This is a genomic window from Natrialba aegyptia DSM 13077 (assembly GCF_000337535.1).
Taxonomy (GTDB): domain Archaea; phylum Halobacteriota; class Halobacteria; order Halobacteriales; family Natrialbaceae; genus Natrialba; species Natrialba aegyptia.
Genome location: NZ_AOIP01000015.1, coordinates 496,705 through 517,302 on the forward strand (window position 1 = coordinate 496,705; position 20,598 = coordinate 517,302).

Consider the following 20,598-nt stretch of genomic DNA (forward strand, 5'->3'; position numbering starts at 1 on the left):
AGTCGGGATCCCGTCGGCACGAGACGCCGATCGGCGATCGATAACCGATACTGCTCGCTCCTTACTCGGGATCGAACCCGCCAGCGAGTTCATCGAGGACGAACAGTGCGAGTGCACCGAGGGCCGCCCACACGACGGTCAGGAAGATGACGGTGGGGGACCAGGCGTGCGTATCGGCGATTTCGTGAAGCGGCGCGGGAACGGAGCCGGCGATCAGGCCGACGAGGAACAACATCGTGAGCGTCCAGTGCCGGTCGAGCGACGCGCGGACGACGCGGGCGATCGTGACGAGGCCGACGACGCCGCCGATGACGAAGAGGATCACGGTCGTGCCCGGGGCGACGAGCGTCTGGAGCGTTCCCGTCGTCGAGACGAGTTCGTGAAGCGCGTCGAGGAACGCGTGTAGTTCGGACATCAGGTAGACGTACTGGCCGAGGAGGATCAGGATGAGCGAGCCGGAGACGCCGGGTAGAATCATGGCGCTGACGGCGAAAGCGCCGGCAAGGAGGGTGCGGACGGGGCCCTGTCCGGGGAGTTGGAGGACGTTGCTGGCGACGAGTAAGGCGAGACCGGTACCAGCGCCCGCGGCGAGGACGTGTTCGGCGGTCGAGAACGGGAGGCTTCGAAAGAGGACGACGGCGGAGGCGGCGATCAGGCCGATAAAGAACCCGAAGAGTGCGAGGGGGTGTGAGGTTGCGAGCGAAGTGACGACGCTGCCGACGATTGCAATGGCAGTGAACACGCCGACGCCGAGCGGAAGCAAGAACGGGAGATCGAGTTCGAGGAGGGCTTCGCGTGCCCGGACGCGGCGGTCGGGATCGTAGCCGCGAAGGATGTCGAGGAGGCGGCCGGGCGTGAAGGCGGTGACGGCGGTGATCAGACGGCTATAGAAGCCGAGGAGGAGTGCGATGGTGCCGCCGGAGACGCCGGGGAGGGCGTCGGCGGTGCCCATGCAGAGGCCGTAGCAGTAGATTCGGAGGATCGCGAGGCGGTCGCCGACGCGCTGGGTGAGGTTATATCCCATCGATTGCGTGGAGGTGTGACCGCATCGTGTGCAGGGCTGGCGATCGGGAGGGTCGTCCGTGGTCCATACGTAGCGGGTATTGAGGCACGACCATAAATGGCGTCACTCCTTGCAGGAGTCGAGTTAGTGTGGCAACAGAACGGCGCGGGGATTATCGTAACGACGGGAAAGACCGGGCGGAGGACGGTCAGTGGACAGTCGCTGGAACGGAGGGGGAAGACGGAGCAGAGGGCGAAGACTGGAGGACGACGGTAAAAAACCGATGCCGTCGATCTAACTACACGTAGGCGTCCGGTGCGAGCGCGTCGATCACGCGACAGGCGTTCTTCGAAAAGGCACGCCAGAGTTTGTCCTCCGAGACATCGAGCGTGAGGATTTCCATGACGGCGACGTTCGGATGACAGGCGGGCGCGCCGCTTCCGAAAAGAACTCGATCCGGGTGTTCGAGCAGGGCGCGCTCGAGGAGGTCACGGTACTTGACGAAACTCGTCTCGACGTAGCAGTCGTCGAACTCGGCGAGCAGATCGATCGTCTCGTGCATTTTCGAGCGATCCAGGGGATGCCCGCCGAAGTGAGCGATAATAACGGGAAACGAGCGGCCAAGGATCGTCTCCGCGAGTTCAGCTGGCGTCGCGTCGGCGCTACCACGGACGAGCAGGGGAAGGCCGGTTTCTTCGAGCGTGTCGAGGACGTCCTCGTCGGGGAGGTCGTCGGTGAGGGGGTCGAGGACGAAGCCGTGAAACCGGTCGTCGTAGGCGTATTTTTCGACGTCTTCGGGGGTCGTGTGGAACTCTTTGCGGCGAGCGACGGCGTTGTGGAGACAATTCGTTGCGGTGCTGCCGAGGCGGCGAGTGCCGTTGATGCGAGCGAACGCGACGAACGGACGGTCGACGCTTCGTCTGGCGACCCCGTTGTTCGGGGCGACGTAGCTCGTTTCCGGCGTCGCCGGCGGGAAGACGATCGACCTGGTGATTCCCGCCTGACGCATCTCCCGTTCGAGTCGGTCGGGGGTGATCGACCGACCGCGGGGCTGCTCGCGTCGATCGGGCGTGAGCCGTGCGTAGCTATCGACGACGCGAAACCCGTGTTCCAGCTCCAGCATCCCATCCCATCGTTTCGAGTCGAACCATATTTTGCTACCGACTTCGTCGTTACGCGGGTCACGCGGGCACGCGATACAGGGAATCGCAAGACGGAGTGGGTGCGAGAGGGAAACGCTTATATAGAAGTGCTGACGACATAGTTAGTGAGGATTCAGCTATGGCACAACAGCGACGCATGGGCGGACAGCCTATGTTCATTATGAGCGAGGATAGTCAGCGAACACAGGGCCGGGACGCCCAATCGTCCAACATCATGGCCGGCAAGGCGGTCGCCGAGTCGGTACGGACGACCCTCGGCCCCCGCGGCATGGACAAGATGCTCGTCGACTCGGGCGGCGAGGTCGTCATCACCAACGACGGGGCGACCATCCTGAACGAGATGGACATCGAACACCCCGCGGCCCAGATGATCGTCGAAGTCGCCGAGACCCAGGAAGAGGAGGTCGGCGACGGGACGACGACCGCGGGCGTAATCGCTGGCAACCTGCTCGGGGAGGCCGAAGACCTCATCGAACAGGACGTCCATGCGACGACCATCGTCGAGGGCTACCACGAAGCCGCCGAGATCGCCCTCGACGCCATCGACGAACAGATCAGCGAGGCCGCCGTCGACGACGAGGTCCTGAAACAGGTCGCCGAATCCAGCATGACCGGCAAGGGCACCGGCGGTCTCACCGCCGAATCGCTCGCAGAAACGGTCGTCGAGGCCGTCCGCCACGTCGAATCCGACGAGGGCGTCGCCCGCGAGAACGTCACCGTCCACACCCAGATCGGTGCCTCCTCGAACGCGACCGAACTCGTCCCGGGCATCGTCATCGACGAGGAGCCCGCCCACGACGGCATGCCGACCGAGATCGAAGACGCCTCGATCGCCGTCCTCGACGTCGAACTCGGCGTCCGCACCGGCGACGTCGACGCCGAGTACGCCATCGACTCCATCGACCAGCTCAACGCCGCCATCGACGCCGAGGAAAGCGAAGTCCAGGGCTACGCCGAAACCGTCGCCGAAAGCGGCGCTGACGTCGTCGTCACTACCGAAGATGTCGACGACCGCGTCAGTACGTTCCTCGCCAACGAGGGCATCCTCGTCTTCGAGAACGTCGGCAGCAGCGACACCGCGGACATCCTCTCCGCAACCGGCGCAACCCGCGTCGGCGCACTCGACGACCTCGAAGAAGCCGACTTCGGCAAAGCCGACCGCATCCGCACCGCGAACTTCGGCGACGACGACCTCGCGTTCGTCGAGGGCGGCGCGGCCGCCGAAGCCGTCACCGTCTTCGTCCGCGGCGGCACCGAACACATCGTCGACGAACTCGAGCGCGCGATCGGCGACGCACTCGACGTCGCCGCGACCGCACTCGCCTCCGGTGAAGTCGTTCCCGGCGCTGGCGCGACCGAAATCGCCATCGCAAACAAGATCCGCGAGGAAGCCGCCGGTATCGAGGGCCGCAAACAGCTCGCCGTCACCGCCTTCGCGGACGCGCTCGATGTCGTCCCGCGGACGCTCGCGGCGAACACCGGCCAGGACCCGATCGACGCGCTCGTCGATCTCCGCGCCGCGCACGACTCCGAGGGCCGCGCCGGCCTGATCACCGATGGCGAAGACGTGACCATCGACGACCCGCTCGAGTTCGGCGTCGTCGATCCGGCAGATGTCAAGCGCGAAGCGATCGAGAGTGCGACCGAGGCTGCGACGATGATCGTCAGAATCGACGACGTCATCGCCGCGGAATAACTCGCTCTCGCCTTTTCTTCGGTTTCCGTACTGTGTCGGCGACTCTGACTGGCCAATAATGTTAAGTGTTAACACTCGAGACTACCGATCGTTATGTCCGGCATGGCCCCTTCAGATCGACTGACGCCGGTCGCCGAGGCGGTTGACCAAACCGTCTACTACAACGCCGAGAGCGAGACCTATCACATGTGGTGTGATGAAAGCGAGTACGAGCCGGTAACGACGGCACTTCCCCTCGCGGTCTCGTCGATTCATGGCGTCGATCCAGCCGCCCTCGAGCCACTCGCGGACAGCATCGATCCGGACGCTCTGAACGCACTCGTCGTCGACTGGTGTGAGACGACACGACAGTGCGCAGTCGACGAGCGAACAGGCTCGGTCTCGTTTTGCTTCTCACAATGTGAGATTACGATTTACGACGATGGGGAGATCGTCATCTATCCAGATCGAGCGACGTTAGTGAGCTAACAACGCGTCGGGGCTGCTTTTCACGCCGATTCGAGGGTGACTGATGCACCGACTGCCAGGCCGAACGTCTCGTCCCCGCGTCCCTGGTTCACGTCGAGTTCAACGTAGCCGTGGCTCCCGACCGTCGCAAGTTGCTCCCCGACGGGGACGGCTCCAAAGGTCGTTGCGACCGGCACCCGCTCGCCGTTTACACGCACGTGTTCGCAGTCCGCAAGGAACGATCCCGGAACGTTCGTGATCGCGTTTCCGAAGTCGTCGACGACCAGCACCTCGCCGGTTGCGCGACCGTCCGCGACCGTCGCGTCCGGCAGTGTGAGCGGCGTCACGGTCGACGTTGGCTCGAGAAACGCGAGTTCGGTGAGCACATCGAGGCGGTCGAGGCCAAACTCGTGGATGTCGCCGGCAGCGGGGGCGAAGACGTCTCGACCGTGGAAGGTGGTGTATGGTGAACTCGGGCCGGGCGGGTCGGTGGCTTGCTGGTGGCCGGCGACGGCTGGCGGATCGAGTTGTGTGTCGTCGATGATGTATGCGTCGAGTCCGGAGCCGATGGTCGGCTCGGAAGCGCTGGTCGTTGCTGCAAGTCGGCGGGCAGCAGGGAGCAAGACGCCATTGTCGGGGCCGACGAGGACGTGATCGCCTGCGCGGATAGTGAGTGCATTTCGGTCGGTGCCGACGCCGGGATCGACGACGACGAGGTGGACGGCGGAGGGGAAGTACGGGAGCGTCTCGTGGAGCCAAAAGGCGGCTGCTCGGATGTCCTGCCGCGGAAAGTCGTGGGCGACGTCGACGAGTCGAGCCGCGGTACGCTGCGAGAGGACGCCGCGCATCGCTGCCGGATAGGGGGTGCCGAAGTCTGAGGAGAGTGTAATCATTCGCCGTTCGAGTCGGAATCGCTGACCATTTGAATGCGTTCGAGACCGTTGGTTTCGTCGACGACTTCGGCGACGGCTTCGGGGACGAGGGCTTCCCAGTCGCCGTCGTTGATCATGCGTTCGCGGACTTCCGAGCCTTCGAGTACGTCGCGGTTGAACATCGGCGACTGGCGGATATCGATGCCGGCTTCGCGAAACAGTTGGATGACGAGCGGATTGTTCGAGTAGGCGACATCGAAGTCCGGGCTCATGCTCTGGACGTGGCTCACCCAGACGGAGTTCCGATCGAGGTCCTCGATGGGGACGGCGTAGGTCACGAGGTCGGTGTCGACGAGGGACTTGGTGATCATCATGATCCGTTCGCCGGCGGTGAACGGGTTTCGAACGGTGTGTGAGTGGTCGGCACTTCCGATGCCGAGTACGAGTTCGTCGACGTCTGCTGCGATTCGTTCGACCATGTTGTAGTGGCCGTTGTGGAAGGGCTGAAATCGACCGATGTAGAACCCCCGTGTCATGCCGAACAATGTTCGGGCAGTACGCTTAAGCGTGGCGAGTTACGGCACTGTGGAAGAATTACTGGGCGGATCGAGAGTGGGAACGAACCGGTACCGGTGAAACGACTCGAAAGCGGGCGGGAGCCGTTGGGTGCCCATCACGTTCTGGGACGACGGCCAGACTCGGTGGCGGATCAGAAACGAACGCACATGGCCCAGAACTGGCGTTTTCGGCACTACTAGCGGTTCTTCATATGGAGAAAGTATATCAGTGGCAATCCCTTCGAATCAGATACCGAACAGAGTTCTATGAGCAACGATACGAACGCTGACGACCCTCCCGAGGACGCCTCTGGGACTGTGCCACGCGAAGAGCAGGCACAGGACGAGGAGCGTGAGCGTGGACGGGAGTCCGAGCGTGTGCAGGACGGGCGCGACCGTGAGCGCTCGCCGCAGACGTCATCTCCCCCGGAGTCTACGCCGCAGTCGCAGTCACAGTCCACGGAGCGTCAGGGAGAACGGTCGCCGACCGACGGTGACGAAGATACTGCCGGTGACGACAATCGGCCCGACGATACCGACGATGTCGAGACCGTCGACGATCTCGGCAGTTCCGTCGAGGTCGATCCGGGCGTCGAGGTAGACGAGGAGATCGCCGAAGACGACCTTCTGGGCGGTCTCAAAATCGACTCGACGGAAGATATCGAGGTTCCGGATCGGCTCGTCGATCAAGTTATCGGACAGGACGAAGCACGAGACATCATCATCAAGGCGGCAAAACAGCGCCGTCACGTGATGATGATCGGCTCGCCGGGGACCGGCAAGTCGATGCTGGCGAAGGCGATGAGTCAACTCCTGCCGAAAGAGGAGTTACAGGACGTGCTGGTCTATCACAACCCGGACGACGGGAACGAGCCGAAGGTGCGGACCGTTCCCGCCGGAAAGGGTGAGCAGATCATCGACGCGCACAAAGAGGAAGCGCGAAAGCGCAACCAGATGCGCTCGATCTTGATGTGGATCATCATCGCAGTCATCATCGGGTACGCGATCATCAGCCCCGTCAACCCCCTCCTTGGCATTCTCGCAGCGGGGATCATCTGGCTGATCTTCCGGTACACCAGTCGCGGCACGGACGCGATGGTGCCGAACATGATCGTCAACAACGGCGACAAGCGGACCGCGCCGTTCGAAGACGCGACCGGTGCCCACGCCGGTGCGCTGCTGGGCGACGTGCGCCACGACCCGTTCCAGTCCGGTGGGATGGAGACGCCGTCTCACGACCGCGTCGAGCCGGGCTCGATCCACAAGTCCAACAAGGGCGTGCTGTTCGTCGACGAGATCAACACGCTCGACGTGCGCACCCAGCAGAAGCTCATGACGGCGATCCAGGAGGGCGAGTTCTCGATCACGGGCCAGTCCGAGCGCTCCTCGGGCGCGATGGTCCAGACCGAGCCCGTCCCCTGTGACTTCGTCATGATCGCCGCCGGGAACCTGGACGCGATGGAGAACATGCACCCTGCACTCCGGAACCGGATCAAAGGGTACGGGTACGAAGTGTACATGGACGACACCATCGAGGATACGCCCGAGATGCGGCGCAAGTACGCCCGCTTCATCGCCCAGGAGGTCGAACGCGACGGCCGCCTGCCTCACTTCACCCACGAAGCTGTCGAGGAACTGCTCCTCGAGGCGAAGCGTCGGTCGGGCCGGAAGAACCACCTGACGCTTCACTTCCGCAGTCTCGGTGGACTGGTCCGCGTCGCAGGCGACATCGCCCGCGCCGAGGATCGGGATCTGACCACCCGCGATGACGTGCTGCAGGCCAAAGGCCGCTCGCGCTCGATCGAGCAACAGCTCGCCGACGACTACATCGAGCGGCGCAAAGACTACGAGCTGCAGGTCACCGAGGACGGCGTCGAGGGCCGCGTCAACGGTCTCGCCGTCATGGGCGAGGACTCCGGTATCATGCTCCCCGTGATGGCCGAGATCGCGCCCGCACAGGGCGGCGGGCAGGTGATCGCCACCGGGAAGCTTCAGGAGATGGCCGAGGAATCGGTCCAGAACGTCTCCGCGATCATCAAGAAGTTCTCCGACGTGGACCTCTCGGAGAAGGACATCCACATCCAGTTCGTCCAGGCCGGACAGCAGGGTGTCGACGGCGACTCCGCCTCAATCACAGTGGCGACGGCCGTCATCTCCGCGCTCGAAAACATCCCGGTCGATCAGTCGATCGCGATGACCGGCTCGCTGTCGGTCCGCGGGGACGTCCTCCCCGTCGGCGGCGTCACGCATAAGATCGAAGCTGCCGCCAAGGCCGGCTGCAGCACGGTCATCATCCCCGCGGCGAACGAACAGGACGTGATGATCGAAGACGAGTACGAGGAGATGATCGACATCGTACCGTGTTCGAACATCAGCGAAGTCCTGGATGTCGCCCTCGAGGGCGAACCCGAGAAGGACTCGCTGCTCGACCGTCTCAAGTCGATCACCGGCACGGCGTTCGAGCAACAGTCGGTCGGCTCCGCCGGCGGCTCGAACCCGAGCCCGCAGTAAGCACAGACGAGACTAATGGCACAGTGGACGGCGTTTGCTGGGCTGACCGTCGTCGTCCTCGTGCTCTTGCTCGTTCTTTCTCACCTGACACAGACATCGTTTTCTTCGAGTTCCGACGCCGAGGCTCCCGCAGGCGACACCGCCGAAACCGACAACGGACTCGAAGCGTTCGACGCGACACAAGGAACTCGTGACGGCGACGCGCGCGAGTTCGGGGAGCGGTCGTCCCCTGCTACCGACGAGTCGGACGCGGGTACCCGCTACGACCGCCACGACCGGTCTGGGGCTGGCCGCGGCGACAGCAACGGCGGCAGAAGGGTGGACACGCCCGAGAACGCGGAGCCGCCGACGGGCGACGACGGGTCGAGTTCCCGAGACGATCGGGCCATCCACACCGACGATGGGCACCGCCACCCCGGCCACGCTGAACTCGATCCCGACGATCTCTCGACGGGGCTACTCCTGGCGAACGTCGCCGCCTCGCAGGGGCTGTTCCTAGTCGTCCTCCTCGGAGCCATCCTCTTCACTGCGATTCCGGCGAGCGCGCTCGGCATCGAGTTCAGCCTCGCGTATCTCACGAGCGGCCTGGCGGTGGGGACGGGAGCCGGGATCGCCCTCTACGCGGCGAACGAACTCGGGGCGGCGTTCGCAGAGCGGGTCGGGTTCGACCACGACGAGCAGCTGCGGTCGATGCTGGCACCGGACACGACCGGCGGCTGGCTCACGCTGTTGCTGGTCGTGCTTCCGATCATCGCCGTGTTCGAGGAACTGCTCTTTCGCGGCGCGTTGATCGGCGTGTTCGCAACGGGATTCGACATGTCGCCGTGGCTGCTCGCGGTCGTTTCGTCGGTTGCGTTTGCGCTCGGCCACGGAATGCAGGGATCGGTCGGTGTCGCCGTCACGGGCGCGCTCGGGTTCGTGCTCGCGGCGGTGTTTATCGCCACCGGAAGCCTGCTCGTGGTCATCGTCGCACACTACCTGATCAACGCCCTCGAGTTCGTGGTTCATGAGGGACTCGAACTCGAGTGGGCGACGCGAAGGAGTGTATCCAATCGAGAGTCGGAATAGCTGGCCTACAACTCCTCGAGCGAGCGTAATTTCTGTTCGACCGCCGGCGGAAGGGCACTCGGGCCGTCGCGGACGCGGTGGTCGGGGATCAAGATTGGAGCCGGGTTTTCGGCGAGCGCCGTTCGGACGGTCGTGTGGTCGGACTGCTCGTCGGCGTCGAGCGTCGGCGTGACCTGTGTGAGAGTTTCGACGTCGAGCTGGTCGCCGTAGGGGATCTCGCGGACCTGTTCGAGGACCGCCCGTTGGTCCGTGGGGACCGTCAGTGCGACCTGGACGTCATCGAACGCGACGGGATCGAGGCCGTCTAAGTACTCGAAGATGCAATCGAGCACTGGATGGTCGTCCTCGGCGTTCGATTCGGGCGTGTCGGGAACGGAGACGCTCAGCACCCGTCCGCTGGCGGCACCGAGTTGCACGTACCGGTCGAGATACGACGATTCGCGCGCGTAAATACCGGCGTCCGTAGCGTCCTCCATACGCCTCCGTTGGTGATACGGCCTTGAATAGTCGCCGGTCACACCGCCGTGAGCACCGCCGATGACGCAAGGTTTTTGTACAAAAGAGTACGTTGATGTACAATAATGACTCAGGGTAGGGAGCTCGCACCCGCGGTGCGGTCCATCCTTACAGCCGCCAGCGAGCGCAACGACACCGCCGAGCGCGACCCTCTTGCGGTCGATGCCCGGTCGCTCACCGACGCGATCGACCGAGCGGAACGAGACGGTCGCGTGCCGGTAATCGCGGAGGTAAAGCCGACGAGTCCGACGAGCGATGGCACTCGCGATGACGACCCCGTCGAACTCGCCACGGCGATGGTCGAGGGCGGGGCGACGGCGATTTCGGTTCTCACCGAGCCAACTCACTTCGGCGGCTCGCCCGAGGCGCTGACCCGCGTCCGCGAGGCCGTCGACGTTCCGGTCCTGCGGAAGGATTTCGTGCTCGAGGAGGCCGGGATGGACGTCGTCGAGGCCGATCTGCTCCTGTTGATCGCCCGGTTCGTCGGCGTTCGCGAACCGACCGATTCGCGAGCCAGCCGGAACGCGACGCGTCCCGAGGCTGAACTCGACGAACTCGTCACCGCCGCCCGCGACCGCGGCTTCCAGCCGCTCGTCGAGGTCCACGACGAGGCCGAACTCGAATCCGCACTCGAGGCAGGCGCGGAGATCATCGGGATCAACAACCGCGATCTCGCCGAACTCGAGGTCGATCTCGACACGTTCGAGTCGGTTGCACCCGAAGTGCCTGACGACGTAACCCTGATCGCCGAGAGCGGAATCTCGGGACCGGCGGACGTTCGCCGGATGCGCGAGGCCGGTGCCGACGCCTTGCTCGTCGGCAGCGCGATCATGGACCACGACGGCGACACCGACGTTACCGCGAACACGCGAGCGCTGGTGCGAGCGACGGCGGAGACGGAGACACAAACACAGAGACAGACATGAGCAACACCGAATCAGACCACGCAGACGCGTCCGCCGACCAAGCCAACCGCAAGCGAACGTTCGGCGACTACGGCGGCCAGTACGTACCGGAGGCACTGATGCCCGCCCTCCAGGAACTCGAGGACGCCTACGAGCGCTACGTCCTCGAGAACGAGGACGGCTTCATGGACGAGTTCAGCGAGCGAATGCGCGACTTCGGCGGACGGCCGACGCCGCTCCAGCACGCGGACCGACTCAGCGAGCGCTACGACCGCGACATCTACCTCAAGCGCGAGGATCTCGTCCACGGGGGCGCACACAAGCTGAACAACGCGCTCGGGCAGGTGTTGCTGGCGAAGTACATGGGGAAAGAGCGGATCATCGCCGAGACGGGGGCGGGCCAGCACGGCACGGCGACCGCGATGGCGGCGGCCCACCTCGACATGCCCTGCGAGATCTACATGGGGCGGACGGACGTGAACCGCCAGCGCCCGAACGTCTACCGGATGCGGATGAACGGCGCGGCGGTCAACCCGGTCGAGGCCGGCAGCGGGACGCTGAAGGAGGCGATCAACGAGACGCTCCGGGACTGGGCGACCACCGTCGAGAACACCCACTACGTCATCGGCTCCGTCGTCGGCCCGCACCCGTTCCCGCGACTGGTGCGGGACTTCCAGTCCGTCATCGGCGCGGAGGCCCGCGAACAGATCCAGGAGCAAGCGGGGCGACTCCCAGATAGCGTCGTCGCCTGCGCCGGCGGCGGCTCGAACACGATGGGAGCGTTCCACGAGTTCGTGCCGGACGAATCCGTCGACCTCTACGCGGTGGAGGCCGGCGGCTCGAGCCTCAAGATCGACGAGGAAGAGGGCGTCGCGCCGAACTCGGCGACGCTCTCGACCGGGACCGACGGCGTCCTCCACGGCGCGCTGACGAAGCTCCTCCAGACCGACGACGGGCAGATCGTCGAGTCCCACAGCGTGAGCGCGGGCCTTGACTACGCCGGCGTCGGCCCCGAACTCTCGCGGCTCGTCGAGACCGGCCGGGTCACGCCGACGAGCGTGGACGACGAGGCCGCCCTCAACGGCTTCCATCGCCTTTCGAACCTGGAGGGAATCATTCCGGCGCTCGAGTCGAGTCACGCGCTCGGATACCTAGAGGAGAACCACGAGGAACTCGGCGACCTCGTCGTCGTCAACGTCTCCGGACGCGGCGACAAGGATCTGGAGACGGTTCTCGAAGAGACCGAAAAGCGTGACCTCGAAGCCGCGCCGGACGTGGAGGTGTTCGACGCATGAGCCGCGAGACGCGAGCGGAGCGAGCGCCTCGGTCCGAGCGAACGGGGAACGAAGTGGCCCGTAAGCTGCGAGCCGACGGCGGCGAGCAACTGGCGACCGCGGACGGCGACATCGAAACCGCCATCCGCGAGAACCACCCTGCACTCATCACCTACATCACCGCCGGCGACCCCTCGCTCGAGGACACGAAGGCGTACGTCGAGGCACTCGACCGCGGCGGCGCGGACCTGATCGAACTCGGACTGCCCTTTTCGGAGCCGACCGCCGAGGGGCCGACCATCCAGGCCGCGATCAACCGCGCGCTCGACGCCGGAACGACGCCCGCACAGTTCTTCGACCTCGTGGATGAACTCGAAACCGAGGCCCCGCTGCTGGTGATGACCTACTACAACATGATTCTACAGTACGGGCCGAGCGAGGCGTCACGCGCCTCGAAAGCTGGCGCGGCGAAGCCGCAGAACAAGCCCGACGTCCGCCCGTTCGTCGAACGCGCGGCCGACGCCGGCCTCTCGGGCATCATCGTCCCCGACCTCCCCGCGGAGGAGGCCGACCCGCTTCGGGACGCCTGTGACGATCACGATATTGACCTCGTCTTCATCGTCGCGCCGACGACCGAGGGCGAGCGCCTCGATCGCATCATGTCCCGGGTCTCGGGCTTCGCCTACGTCCAGGCCCGTCTCGGGACCACCGGTGCGCGGGCGGACGTCTCGAACGCGACCCACGACAGCCTGGCCCGCCTCGCCGGCTACGACGTACCCAAGGCGGTCGGATTCGGCGTCAGCGAGGGCGACCACGCCGCCGAGATCGTCGCCGCCGGCGCGGACGGCGTCATCGTCGGCAGCGCGCTCGTCGACATCATAGCCGACCACGGTGCAGGCGATGCACCTGCGGCGGCCGAACTCGAGGCCAAGGCGCGCGAACTCAAGCAGGGTGCGCGCCGCGGACGGGAAGAAGCACCGGAACCAGAACAGCCATAACCGCAAGTTTGCTATACACTCGCAATGACTACAGCAGGACTCAACGCGCGACTGAACCGGATCGGTACAGACGACTCGTACGTAATCATCCCAATGGACCACGGCCTCACGATGGGTGCCGTCCAGGGACTCAAAGACATCGAATCGACCATCGACGGCGTCACCCGCGGCGGGGCCGACGCGGTGCTCACGCAGAAGGGGATCGCCCCCCGCGTCCACGATAACAAGAACGGGAAAGGCTACATCGTCCACCTCAACGGCTCGACGACCATCGGGCCGGACGAGCAGGACAAACGCATGACCGGCACCGTCGAAGAAGCGATCAAAGCCGGGGCCGACGCCGTTTCGTTCCACATCAACGTCGGCTCGAACTACGAACCCGACCAGCTCACCCAGCTCGCGGAGGTTACCGAGACGGCGGACCGGTTCGGGATCCCGGTGCTCGCAATGGCCTACGCTCGCGGGCCGGGCGTCGACTCGACGGATGCGGAGTCGCTCGGCCACGCGGTCCGGCTCGCCGAGGAAGTCGGTGCGGACCTCGTCAAGACGGGCTACAGCGGCGACGCCGAGAGCTTCCAGCACGTCGTCGAATCGACGCGTCTGCCGGTAGTCATCGCCGGCGGCTCGCGGGGCACCGACCGCGAGACGGTCGAGATGGTCCGTGGCGTCATGGACGCCGGCGGCTCGGGCGTCTCGATGGGACGATCGATCTTCCAGCACGAGCAACCCGAAGCCATCACCCGCGCCGTCTCCGGCGTCGTCCACGACGACCTCTCGACCGAGGACGCCCTGACCGAGGCCGGACTGGCGCTCGAAGTCTAAGTTTTCAGACTGTCCGTACCGACCCCGAGCGGATCGCTCGCCACGAGTTCAGTGACGACCGTCCGACCGACCCGGGCGGCGTTCTCGCGCGCCAGGTCGAGACTGGCGGCGGTGCCGTCGAAGCTCTCTTCGACGGTCTCGCCGGGAGCCGGCCGGTCGTAGTTCGCGACCGCGCGCACGCTCAGGTAGCGATCGAGCAGGCCGAACCGGTCGAGCGCGGTCGCCGTCGCCGCGTCCTCCATCTGGGTCGTCAGGTACGGCGTGACGCCGTAGGCCGCACAGAGCCAGGCGACCTCGCGGGCGTAGCGCGGGCCGTGCCAGAACTCGTCGCCGCAGACGGTCGTGCCACGCTCGACGGTCGGCCCCGCGGTCGGCGCGTCGCCGAACTCGTACTCGTCTTGGTAGGCTCGAGCGGCCGGGTCGGAGTCGAGGGTCGCGTCGGCGGCGGCCTCGAGCGCCGCGTCCACGAGTTCGGTGTCGAGGCGGTGGACGTAATCGCGCGGGCGGTACGCGAGGAGGTCGAGGCCGGCGGCGGGATTGGCGTCAGCATCGAAGTCGCCGGAATCAGTGTCACCCTCGGACGCACCCGTCTGATCCCGATCCCAGCGGTGCTTTCGATCCCAGTCGACGACCGCGTCTGCGATCACGACGGATCCGAGGGCGACCCGCTCGGGCGGCCCGCCGGCGATACCCGCCGAAACGACGTACGCGGAGTCGAGTTCGAGAGCGGGCGCGGCGAGCAGTGCCGTCACGGTCGTCGCCGCGTCGCTCTTGCCGATGCCGGTCGTCGTGATCGCGACGCCGTCCGCGGTCAGGTACAGCGGCGTCTCGGTGCCCGGAATCGAGAGCGCGTCGGTCAGGTCGGCGCGCTCGAGCCAGGGACGGCGCTCGGCCAGCGGCGGCTCGGCGACGGCGGGAAGGACGAGTGCGGACGGACGGATGAACTCGTCGGGGTCCGGACTGCGGGGCTCCGGAATATTGGGGTTGAGATCGGGATCGCGATTGGGAACGGGATATGGGTCGGGGTCGGATTCAGAGTCGAAGCCGGATCCGGAATCGGTCATGCGAGTGGGATCGTCGCGAGCGGCCAAAGACGCTCCGGAGGTCGGTCAATTCGACGTGTTGATCGGAAGAATTTCACGCTCCCCGACCGTTTGCCACCGCGTACCCGTGACCGACGGAGAGGACAACCGGTTGACGATCGACGACGAGATCATCGCACGCGCACGGATTCACGCCCGCGACGTCCTCGCCGACGCCGACTTCGAACTCGACCTCTCGGCGCTCGAGTGGACCGTCTCCACCCGGGCGAAACGCCGCGCCGGCGCGTGTCGCTGGCACGCCGACCGCGAAACCGCGACCATTATCCTCGCCAGACGCGCCTACGACCGCTACGACTGGCCCGAGTTCGCCGGCATCGTCAGACACGAACTCGTCCACGCCTGGGAGTTTCGCCGCTTCGGCGAATCGGGACACGGCCCGCGATTTCGCGAGCGCGCGACTGAACTCGACGCCCCTCGCCACTGTCGCTCGTTCACCGAGCCGCGGTACGTCCTACGGTGTCTCGCCGCCGACTGCGACTGGACGGCACAGCGCCACCGGGCCTCGAAGCCCGTCCGCTCCCCGGACGGGTATCGCTGTGGGAACTGCGGCGCGGCTTACGAGGTCGAACACGCGGCCAGCGGCAGAACGTGGACGACTGCGAGCGAGTTCGGCGGCGCGAAGGCGGCCCTCGGCGACGAGTGGTAACGCGGGATGAACGACGCGAGAACGGCGACCCGACCGCGGAACACTTATTCGCCTCTCGCTACCTGTTTTAGGTATGGGACTACTCGAGTTGATGCTGGGCCAGTCGGGCCCCGGCGAACAGGGGACCGAAGGCAACTCCTATACGCTGCCGAAGGACACCCACGAGTTCGTCTATCCCGTCGCCGTCAGGCGGGACGAACTGGAGGCCTTCGCCCAGTTGATCGAGGCCGAAGCCGACGCGCCGTATATAGAAGAAGAGACCGACGAACTCCAGGACGTCTTCGACGACGTGCTCGGTGATGCCGACATCGACGCGACCGAACTCGTCGAGCAAAAGCGACAGACGCGGCGCGAAGCCGAGTCCGTGGTCGATCACTGGCGTGACCAGGTGACGACGGATATCGCCACGGTCTACGCCCTGCCCGGGACGGACGAGACGCTGCTCGCGTTCACGAAACTCTGCAAGCAGCGCGACGACGAGGCGGACGACCCCTTCGACCTTCCGGAGACGTTCGCCGACGCGGCGGCGTTGCTCAAACGCCTCCAGGATGCGACCGACAGCCAGTATCGGGCGGTCGTTCACACGGATCTTCTGGAGTCGAATACAGCGTAACGGGGCGGCGTCTCACGAAGGCTTCAGAGGATCGTTTCGAACGTCTCCAGCGAGGAGAGTTCGTACGTCGGTTGAAGCTTGCGTTCGTGTGCCGTTGGGCCGTCGCGTCGTGTTGTGCGCTCGTTCTGGGTTTCGGTGTCGATATCAACCCAGGCCGAATCGAGGCCCATCGCGTTGGCACCGCCGATGTCGGCGTGAAGCGAGTCGCCGACGTGGATCGCCGTTTCCGGCGTCGCCTCGAGCGCCGCGAGGGCGTGTTCGAAGGGAGCCGCGTCGGGTTTGGGGAAGATTCCGGCGTCCGGATCGGTAAAGACGCGAACGTCGAATGCGTCCTCGATGCCCAAGGCTCGCAGTTTCTGCGTCTGTGTTTCCCGGCCGCCGTTCGTGATGAGTCCGACGTGTCCCAGGTCGCGAGCGCGTTCGAGGGCCGCCTTCGCACCGGGGCGAAAGCGGACGGCCGTCGGATCCTGGATTTCGAGATACGACTCGGCGAGCCGCGCTGCGGCGTCGTGACCGGGCGAAGATCCGCCTTCTGAACTCGTCGGCGTCCGAGTCCGGGCCACGACTTCCGTAAACAGCTCCTCGTAGAACTCGCGAGCCGTCCCGGTCGTCGGCAGCGCCGGAATCGCGTCCCTGAGGTCAGCCGGCGTACAGAACGGATCGACGCCGGCGCGATCGAACGTCGACGCGAGCACGGTCTCGGGATCCTGCGTCGCCTCGCAAAGAGTTCTATCGAGATCGAAACAGATCGCATCGTAGGCGGCCATCTATCCCTCGTAGGAACGCGACCGTTCTCAACGTTTCGCCGTCCGTCACCGGAGAGCGGAACCGATCACGGCGCTGAAAATCTCGAGACAACAGGTGTTATTTCGACGCCACGTCTCGTCAGCGTATGGACGTAGTGAAACGAGTTCACATCGTGCCGCTCGGCTACGAGTACGATCGGATCTGTGAGCCGATCCGGACCCAGCGGGCCGACCTGGTCTATCTGCTCGAACCGACTGCGGACACCGATGAATCTCGAACCCAAGTGGCGGCGGACACCGAGGTCGCCGAGGATTCCGAGGACTCCGAGCGACGGACGGCGGATCGTTCCCAGCCGACCTATCACGCCGACCTGCGCGACGAACTCGACGCGATCGTTCCCGAAGTGCGGACGTGGGCGTGCGATCTGACGGACGTGTACGCCGTGCTGGGGGCCGTGACGACGATCGCCTCGAAGCATCCGGACGACGACGTCTCCGTGAACGTTTCCGGTGCGGGAACGATCGCCGCGATCGGGGCGACGATCGCGTGTATGGACGGCTCGACCGACGCGCGAGCGTACTACGTGGAACCAGAATCCTACGCCCACGACGGCAGACGGGAACCGGCCTCGACCGGCATCGCCGCGGTCGAACGGCTGCCGACGTATCCGGTCGACTCGCCGACGCCCGACCAGGTTGCGATTCTCGGGTTTCTCCGCGATCCGAGCGAGTGGGACGGGTTCCACGCGGATCGGACCGCGCCGCCGAAGAAGAAAGACCTCATCGAGTTCGCGCGGGATCGCGGGCTCTCGTTCATGGCCGATCGCCAGTCGCCCGAGGAGCGAGCCGGCGAGGACAAGGGTGCCTTTCGCGTCCTCGATACGCACGTTCTCGACCCGCTAGTGGCAGACGGGTACGTCACGATCGAGTCGGTCGGCCGCCGTCGCGTCGTCTCTCTCACGGAGCAAGGAGACAACGCCTACCGCGCGTTCAAACACAAGCTCTCGGCGGTCAACGGGGAGTGAGACAGCGGCAAAACGAAACGGCCGGACGGCTTAGCGCTCTTCGACGACCAGCGCGTGGAGTTTCGTCCCGAGCCGAGCTAGCTCGAGATCGCGTCGGATGCGGGCGGCGTGGGTGCGAAGGGCTCGTTCGTCGAGTCCGATTGCGGCGTCATCGGAGCACGTAGTCGCTCGCTCTGCCCGGCCGAGGAGCCAGGGCGCAGCAGCAGCGAGTGCAGGGCGGCAGTTCGGACGGGGCTGCGTCGCGGACCGGACCGCAGTCAGCAGTTCCTCCGTCACGATGAGGTGCCGGCGGAGCGTACGGATCTCCGCGGCGTCAGCGGGTGGGGTCAGATGGCTCGCAATCATCGCGTCGGCTCCCCGAATCGAATCGGGGTCGACATCGAATACGGCCGCGAGCCGCTCACATTCGAGCGTCGCGTGTCGACTGCGCCGACTCGCGAGTCGAATCGCACCGAGGACGGCGGCGGTGTGACCGAACTCGAATGCGGCCAGTTCTCCCGCATGGTCGAACGCAGTCCCAGCAACCTCGCCGAGCGCGTCGACATTGAGACGACTCACTGCCTGCTCGACGGAGACCGACTCCGCCGTTTCTTCGGGTTTGAACTGACGCTGACCCATACAAAAACGCAGTACCGACCGGATATTATTCACTTCTAAGAAAGTATCGTTACCATTGTTACTATCGATACTATTGCTATGATTATGACAACTGTGACGAGCGACGCAACCTCGCCGATCGCCGTGAGGGTGTCGTACTGTCGTCATCGCCTGCCAGATCCGCCACGTTCAAGCCGGTTCCCACTGACCGTCGAGTCATGACACGATCCGTCTGGATCAAAGCCGACGACACCGTCGGCGACTGGAACGACCGTCGTGCGCGGATCACCGCCGCGCTCGAGGCCGGCGCGGACTGGGTGCTGGTCGACGAGGACGACGTCGAACGCGCGCGCGAACTCGGCGATATCAACGTCGCCGCGTTCCGAACCGATGGCGACGTGACGCTGGTCGACGACGCCGAGACCGACGACACCGACGCGGACGGCGACGCTGAACTCGCCGCGAGTTCAGTAGCCGATCCCGACGCGATTATCGTCGGCAAGAACGGCGAGGGCGACGCGACGATCGACCTCCCGAACGACTTCTCGGGCTCGGCCGACCTTTCGACGCTTCGGCGGAACGGCGACCTCGACCGCGGCGCGTACGTCCGAATCCTGGATACAGAGTACGAAGCCTTCGCCGAAACGGCCGCCGAGGAAGGCGAGTACACGATCGTCATCGGCGAGGACTGGACGATCATCCCGCTCGAGAACCTGATCGCCCGCATCGGCGACGAGACCGACCTCGTCGCGGGCGTGACCTCCGCCGAAGAGGCAAAGACCGCCTTCGAAACGCTCGAACTCGGTTCCGACGCCGTTCTCCTCGATTCGGACGATCCGGACGAGATCAGACGAACCGTCGAAGTCCGCGACGAGGCCGAACGCGAGTCGCTCGACCTCGAGTTCGCCGAGGTGCTCGACGTCGAGCAGATCGGCAGCGCGGACCGGGTCTGCGTCGACACCGGCAGCCTGCTCGAACACGACGAGGGGATGCTCGTCGGCTCGATGAGCCGCGGGCTAGTCTTCGTCCACGCCGAAACGGCCGACTCGCCATACGTGGCCTCGCGTCCGTTCCGGGTCAACGCGGGGGCGGTTCACGCCTACGTTCGCACGCCCGACGGCGGCACGAAGTACCTCTCGGAACTCCAGAGCGGCGACGAGGTCCAGATCGTCGATACGGACGGGAACACGCGCGAGGCCATCGTCGGCCGCGTCAAGATCGAGCAGCGTCCGATGTTCCGCGTCGCCCTAGAGACGGACGAGGGCGACCGGATCGAGACGCTCCTCCAGAACGCGGAGACGATCAAGGTAGCAACGGCGACCGGACGGACGGCGGTGACTGAACTCGAGGCCGGCGACGAACTCCTCCTGTACTACGAGGATACCGCTCGCCACTTCGGGGAAGCGGTCGAGGAGAGTATTATCGAGAAGTAGCCGGGGTCGGCGATCGTCGTTTGGTGATCGTCAGTCGTTGTTCAGCAACTCAGTGGTTTCGAGACTCGTCCGTCGCGTTGACAGCACCCGCCGTCTCGCCCTCACTGGCGGGCGGCGACTCGAGTCGGGTCGTACACCAGTGACAGAACGACAGGTCCTCGTCGAGTTCTTTGCCGCAGGTTGGACAGGTTGGCCCGTCCGCGTCGTTACTACCCCGGCCGGGAGGGACTCCCAGCGCGCGGAAGGTCGCGTCGATCGCGGCGAACAGCGCGATAAACGAGAAGAGGAACTGGGTGATCCGCTCGGTTTCCTGGGTTGCGATCGTCATACTATCGGCGAACGAATCAGCCGCAGCGATTTCTGCTGTCGGTAGGAAGAACAGTCCCGCAGCGATAAACAGCCCTCCGAAGGCGAACGCGCGAAGCCAGTCCCGAAGCAGCGCGTGGCCGGCTCCAGGGACGAGAAGAGAGAGCCCACCTATAACGAGCGCACGAAGCCAAGTCATCGTACCTAGTCCTCGGAGTGCCAGCCCCTTAACATTCCGATTCGTCTCAGTAGTCACGCGCGAGAGACGGTCACTGAAAACGGACTCTCCAGACGAAA

The 20,598-nt window shown here is 65.2% G+C and carries 21 protein-coding genes; 12 read left to right on the plus strand and 9 right to left on the minus strand.

The genetic code is table 11. The features are described from left to right. Positions 1-61: 61 nt before the first annotated feature. The gene (locus C480_RS06410) at positions 62-1,024 is read right to left on the minus strand and encodes a DUF368 domain-containing protein (RefSeq protein ID WP_006664806.1); all 963 of its coding nucleotides are present in this window, start codon (positions 1,022-1,024) and stop codon (positions 62-64) included. 277 nt (positions 1,025-1,301) lie between these two features. Next, positions 1,302-2,126 carry an amidohydrolase family protein gene (locus C480_RS06415; RefSeq protein ID WP_006664807.1) on the minus strand — a complete coding sequence of 275 codons (825 nt, stop codon included), beginning with the start codon at positions 2,124-2,126 and terminating at the stop codon, positions 1,302-1,304. 191 nt (positions 2,127-2,317) lie between these two features. Between C480_RS06415 and thsA the strand changes: the two genes are divergently transcribed. Both thsA and C480_RS06425 read left to right on the plus strand, forming a co-directional pair. After that, positions 2,318-3,862 (plus strand): thermosome subunit alpha, encoded by a 1,545-nt coding sequence (thsA, locus tag C480_RS06420; protein WP_049903299.1) that lies wholly within the window; start codon positions 2,318-2,320, stop codon positions 3,860-3,862. Positions 3,863-3,955: 93 nt separating this feature from the next. Then, positions 3,956-4,330 carry a HalOD1 output domain-containing protein gene (locus C480_RS06425; RefSeq protein ID WP_006664809.1) on the plus strand — a complete coding sequence of 125 codons (375 nt, stop codon included), beginning with the start codon at positions 3,956-3,958 and terminating at the stop codon, positions 4,328-4,330. Between the two features lie 20 nt (positions 4,331-4,350). On the opposite strand, the gene C480_RS06430 is transcribed toward C480_RS06425, so the two are convergent. Both C480_RS06430 and C480_RS06435 read right to left on the minus strand, forming a co-directional pair. Beyond that, complete coding sequence (locus C480_RS06430; RefSeq protein ID WP_006664810.1) at positions 4,351-5,202, minus strand: SAM hydrolase/SAM-dependent halogenase family protein; 852 nt, start codon at positions 5,200-5,202, stop codon at positions 4,351-4,353. Continuing rightward, positions 5,199-5,717 (minus strand): nicotinamide-nucleotide adenylyltransferase, encoded by a 519-nt coding sequence (locus tag C480_RS06435; RefSeq protein WP_006664811.1) that lies wholly within the window; start codon positions 5,715-5,717, stop codon positions 5,199-5,201. Before C480_RS06435 ends, C480_RS06430 begins: the two co-directional genes overlap by 4 nt. Before the next feature lie 288 nt (positions 5,718-6,005). On the opposite strand from C480_RS06435, the gene lonB reads away from it, so the two are divergent. Together lonB and C480_RS06445 are read left to right on the plus strand one after the other, a co-directional pair. Beyond that, positions 6,006-8,249 carry an ATP-dependent protease LonB gene (gene lonB, locus C480_RS06440; protein ID WP_006664812.1) on the plus strand — a complete coding sequence of 748 codons (2,244 nt, stop codon included), beginning with the start codon at positions 6,006-6,008 and terminating at the stop codon, positions 8,247-8,249. 15 nt (positions 8,250-8,264) lie between these two features. Further along, on the plus strand, positions 8,265-9,317 hold the full coding sequence (locus tag C480_RS06445) for a CPBP family intramembrane glutamic endopeptidase (RefSeq protein ID WP_006664813.1): 1,053 nt from the start codon (positions 8,265-8,267) through the stop codon (positions 9,315-9,317). A 5-nt stretch (positions 9,318-9,322) separates the two neighbouring features. Here C480_RS06445 and C480_RS06450 read toward each other — a convergent pair whose 3' ends face one another. Beyond that, positions 9,323-9,793 carry an MGMT family protein gene (locus C480_RS06450; protein WP_006664814.1) on the minus strand — a complete coding sequence of 157 codons (471 nt, stop codon included), beginning with the start codon at positions 9,791-9,793 and terminating at the stop codon, positions 9,323-9,325. Positions 9,794-9,898: 105 nt separating this feature from the next. Between C480_RS06450 and trpC the strand changes: the two genes are divergently transcribed. From trpC to C480_RS06470, 4 genes are read left to right on the plus strand one after another with little or no spacing between them, the layout of a single operon-like run. After that, on the plus strand, positions 9,899-10,759 hold the full coding sequence (gene trpC, locus C480_RS06455) for an indole-3-glycerol phosphate synthase (RefSeq protein ID WP_006664815.1): 861 nt from the start codon (positions 9,899-9,901) through the stop codon (positions 10,757-10,759). Further along, positions 10,756-12,033 (plus strand): tryptophan synthase subunit beta, encoded by a 1,278-nt coding sequence (trpB, locus tag C480_RS06460; protein WP_006664816.1) that lies wholly within the window; start codon positions 10,756-10,758, stop codon positions 12,031-12,033. The genes trpC and trpB overlap by 4 nt, the downstream gene beginning before the upstream one ends. Beyond that, positions 12,030-13,010: a tryptophan synthase subunit alpha gene (gene trpA / locus C480_RS06465; RefSeq protein WP_006664817.1), complete on the plus strand. Its 981-nt coding sequence runs from the start codon at positions 12,030-12,032 to the stop codon at positions 13,008-13,010. The genes trpB and trpA overlap by 4 nt, the downstream gene beginning before the upstream one ends. A 24-nt stretch (positions 13,011-13,034) precedes the next feature. Next, positions 13,035-13,832: a 2-amino-3,7-dideoxy-D-threo-hept-6-ulosonate synthase gene (locus C480_RS06470; protein ID WP_006664818.1), complete on the plus strand. Its 798-nt coding sequence runs from the start codon at positions 13,035-13,037 to the stop codon at positions 13,830-13,832. Here C480_RS06470 and C480_RS06475 read toward each other — a convergent pair. After that, on the minus strand, positions 13,829-14,896 hold the full coding sequence (locus C480_RS06475) for a purine nucleoside permease (RefSeq protein ID WP_006664819.1): 1,068 nt from the start codon (positions 14,894-14,896) through the stop codon (positions 13,829-13,831). The genes C480_RS06470 and C480_RS06475 overlap by 4 nt on opposite strands. A gap of 106 nt (positions 14,897-15,002) precedes the next feature. Between C480_RS06475 and C480_RS06480 the strand changes: the two genes are divergently transcribed. After that, positions 15,003-15,581: a SprT family zinc-dependent metalloprotease gene (locus C480_RS06480; RefSeq protein ID WP_049903363.1), complete on the plus strand. Its 579-nt coding sequence runs from the start codon at positions 15,003-15,005 to the stop codon at positions 15,579-15,581. Between the two features lie 73 nt (positions 15,582-15,654). After that, complete coding sequence (locus C480_RS06485) at positions 15,655-16,194, plus strand: hypothetical protein (RefSeq protein ID WP_006664821.1); 540 nt, start codon at positions 15,655-15,657, stop codon at positions 16,192-16,194. Between the two features lie 23 nt (positions 16,195-16,217). Here C480_RS06485 and C480_RS06490 read toward each other — a convergent pair whose 3' ends face one another. Beyond that, positions 16,218-16,961: an HAD family hydrolase gene (locus tag C480_RS06490; RefSeq protein ID WP_006664822.1), complete on the minus strand. Its 744-nt coding sequence runs from the start codon at positions 16,959-16,961 to the stop codon at positions 16,218-16,220. Positions 16,962-17,086: 125 nt separating this feature from the next. Between C480_RS06490 and C480_RS06495 the strand changes: the two genes are divergently transcribed. Next, complete coding sequence (locus C480_RS06495) at positions 17,087-17,965, plus strand: HFX_2341 family transcriptional regulator domain-containing protein (RefSeq protein WP_006664823.1); 879 nt, start codon at positions 17,087-17,089, stop codon at positions 17,963-17,965. Between the two features lie 30 nt (positions 17,966-17,995). Here the strand turns inward: C480_RS06495 and C480_RS06500 are convergent, their stop codons facing one another. Beyond that, positions 17,996-18,583 (minus strand): hypothetical protein, encoded by a 588-nt coding sequence (locus tag C480_RS06500; protein WP_006664824.1) that lies wholly within the window; start codon positions 18,581-18,583, stop codon positions 17,996-17,998. A gap of 197 nt (positions 18,584-18,780) precedes the next feature. On the opposite strand from C480_RS06500, the gene C480_RS06505 reads away from it, so the two are divergent. After that, complete coding sequence (locus C480_RS06505; RefSeq protein WP_006664825.1) at positions 18,781-19,995, plus strand: 3-dehydroquinate synthase II; 1,215 nt, start codon at positions 18,781-18,783, stop codon at positions 19,993-19,995. Positions 19,996-20,044: 49 nt separating this feature from the next. On the opposite strand, the gene C480_RS06510 is transcribed toward C480_RS06505, so the two are convergent. Further along, positions 20,045-20,500 carry a DUF7575 domain-containing protein gene (locus tag C480_RS06510; protein WP_006664826.1) on the minus strand — a complete coding sequence of 152 codons (456 nt, stop codon included), beginning with the start codon at positions 20,498-20,500 and terminating at the stop codon, positions 20,045-20,047. Between the last annotated feature and the right edge of the window lie 98 nt (positions 20,501-20,598).

What these genes read in the sequence shown, in the direction of transcription:
- thsA (WP_049903299.1), top strand. Translation starts at nt 2,318, where the DNA reads ATGTTCATTATGAGCGAGGATAGTCAGCGAACACAGGGCCGGGACGCC.
- C480_RS06485 (WP_006664821.1), top strand. Translation starts at nt 15,655, where the DNA reads ATGGGACTACTCGAGTTGATGCTGGGCCAGTCGGGCCCCGGCGAACAG.
- trpB (WP_006664816.1), top strand. Translation starts at nt 10,756, where the DNA reads ATGAGCAACACCGAATCAGACCACGCAGACGCGTCCGCCGACCAAGCC.
- trpA (WP_006664817.1), top strand. Translation starts at nt 12,030, where the DNA reads ATGAGCCGCGAGACGCGAGCGGAGCGAGCGCCTCGGTCCGAGCGAACG.
- C480_RS06500 (WP_006664824.1), bottom strand. Translation starts at nt 18,583, where the DNA reads ATGGGTCAGCGTCAGTTCAAACCCGAAGAAACGGCGGAGTCGGTCTCC.
- C480_RS06490 (WP_006664822.1), bottom strand. Translation starts at nt 16,961, where the DNA reads ATGGCCGCCTACGATGCGATCTGTTTCGATCTCGATAGAACTCTTTGC.
- C480_RS06435 (WP_006664811.1), bottom strand. Translation starts at nt 5,717, where the DNA reads ATGACACGGGGGTTCTACATCGGTCGATTTCAGCCCTTCCACAACGGC.
- C480_RS06445 (WP_006664813.1), top strand. Translation starts at nt 8,265, where the DNA reads ATGGCACAGTGGACGGCGTTTGCTGGGCTGACCGTCGTCGTCCTCGTG.
- C480_RS06425 (WP_006664809.1), top strand. Translation starts at nt 3,956, where the DNA reads ATGTCCGGCATGGCCCCTTCAGATCGACTGACGCCGGTCGCCGAGGCG.
- lonB (WP_006664812.1), top strand. Translation starts at nt 6,006, where the DNA reads ATGAGCAACGATACGAACGCTGACGACCCTCCCGAGGACGCCTCTGGG.
- C480_RS06470 (WP_006664818.1), top strand. Translation starts at nt 13,035, where the DNA reads ATGACTACAGCAGGACTCAACGCGCGACTGAACCGGATCGGTACAGAC.
- C480_RS06410 (WP_006664806.1), bottom strand. Translation starts at nt 1,024, where the DNA reads ATGGGATATAACCTCACCCAGCGCGTCGGCGACCGCCTCGCGATCCTC.
- C480_RS06430 (WP_006664810.1), bottom strand. Translation starts at nt 5,202, where the DNA reads ATGATTACACTCTCCTCAGACTTCGGCACCCCCTATCCGGCAGCGATG.
- C480_RS06415 (WP_006664807.1), bottom strand. Translation starts at nt 2,126, where the DNA reads ATGCTGGAGCTGGAACACGGGTTTCGCGTCGTCGATAGCTACGCACGG.
- C480_RS06495 (WP_006664823.1), top strand. Translation starts at nt 17,087, where the DNA reads ATGGACGTAGTGAAACGAGTTCACATCGTGCCGCTCGGCTACGAGTAC.
- C480_RS06475 (WP_006664819.1), bottom strand. Translation starts at nt 14,896, where the DNA reads ATGACCGATTCCGGATCCGGCTTCGACTCTGAATCCGACCCCGACCCA.
- C480_RS06510 (WP_006664826.1), bottom strand. Translation starts at nt 20,500, where the DNA reads ATGACTTGGCTTCGTGCGCTCGTTATAGGTGGGCTCTCTCTTCTCGTC.
- trpC (WP_006664815.1), top strand. Translation starts at nt 9,899, where the DNA reads ATGACTCAGGGTAGGGAGCTCGCACCCGCGGTGCGGTCCATCCTTACA.
- C480_RS06450 (WP_006664814.1), bottom strand. Translation starts at nt 9,793, where the DNA reads ATGGAGGACGCTACGGACGCCGGTATTTACGCGCGCGAATCGTCGTAT.
- C480_RS06505 (WP_006664825.1), top strand. Translation starts at nt 18,781, where the DNA reads ATGACACGATCCGTCTGGATCAAAGCCGACGACACCGTCGGCGACTGG.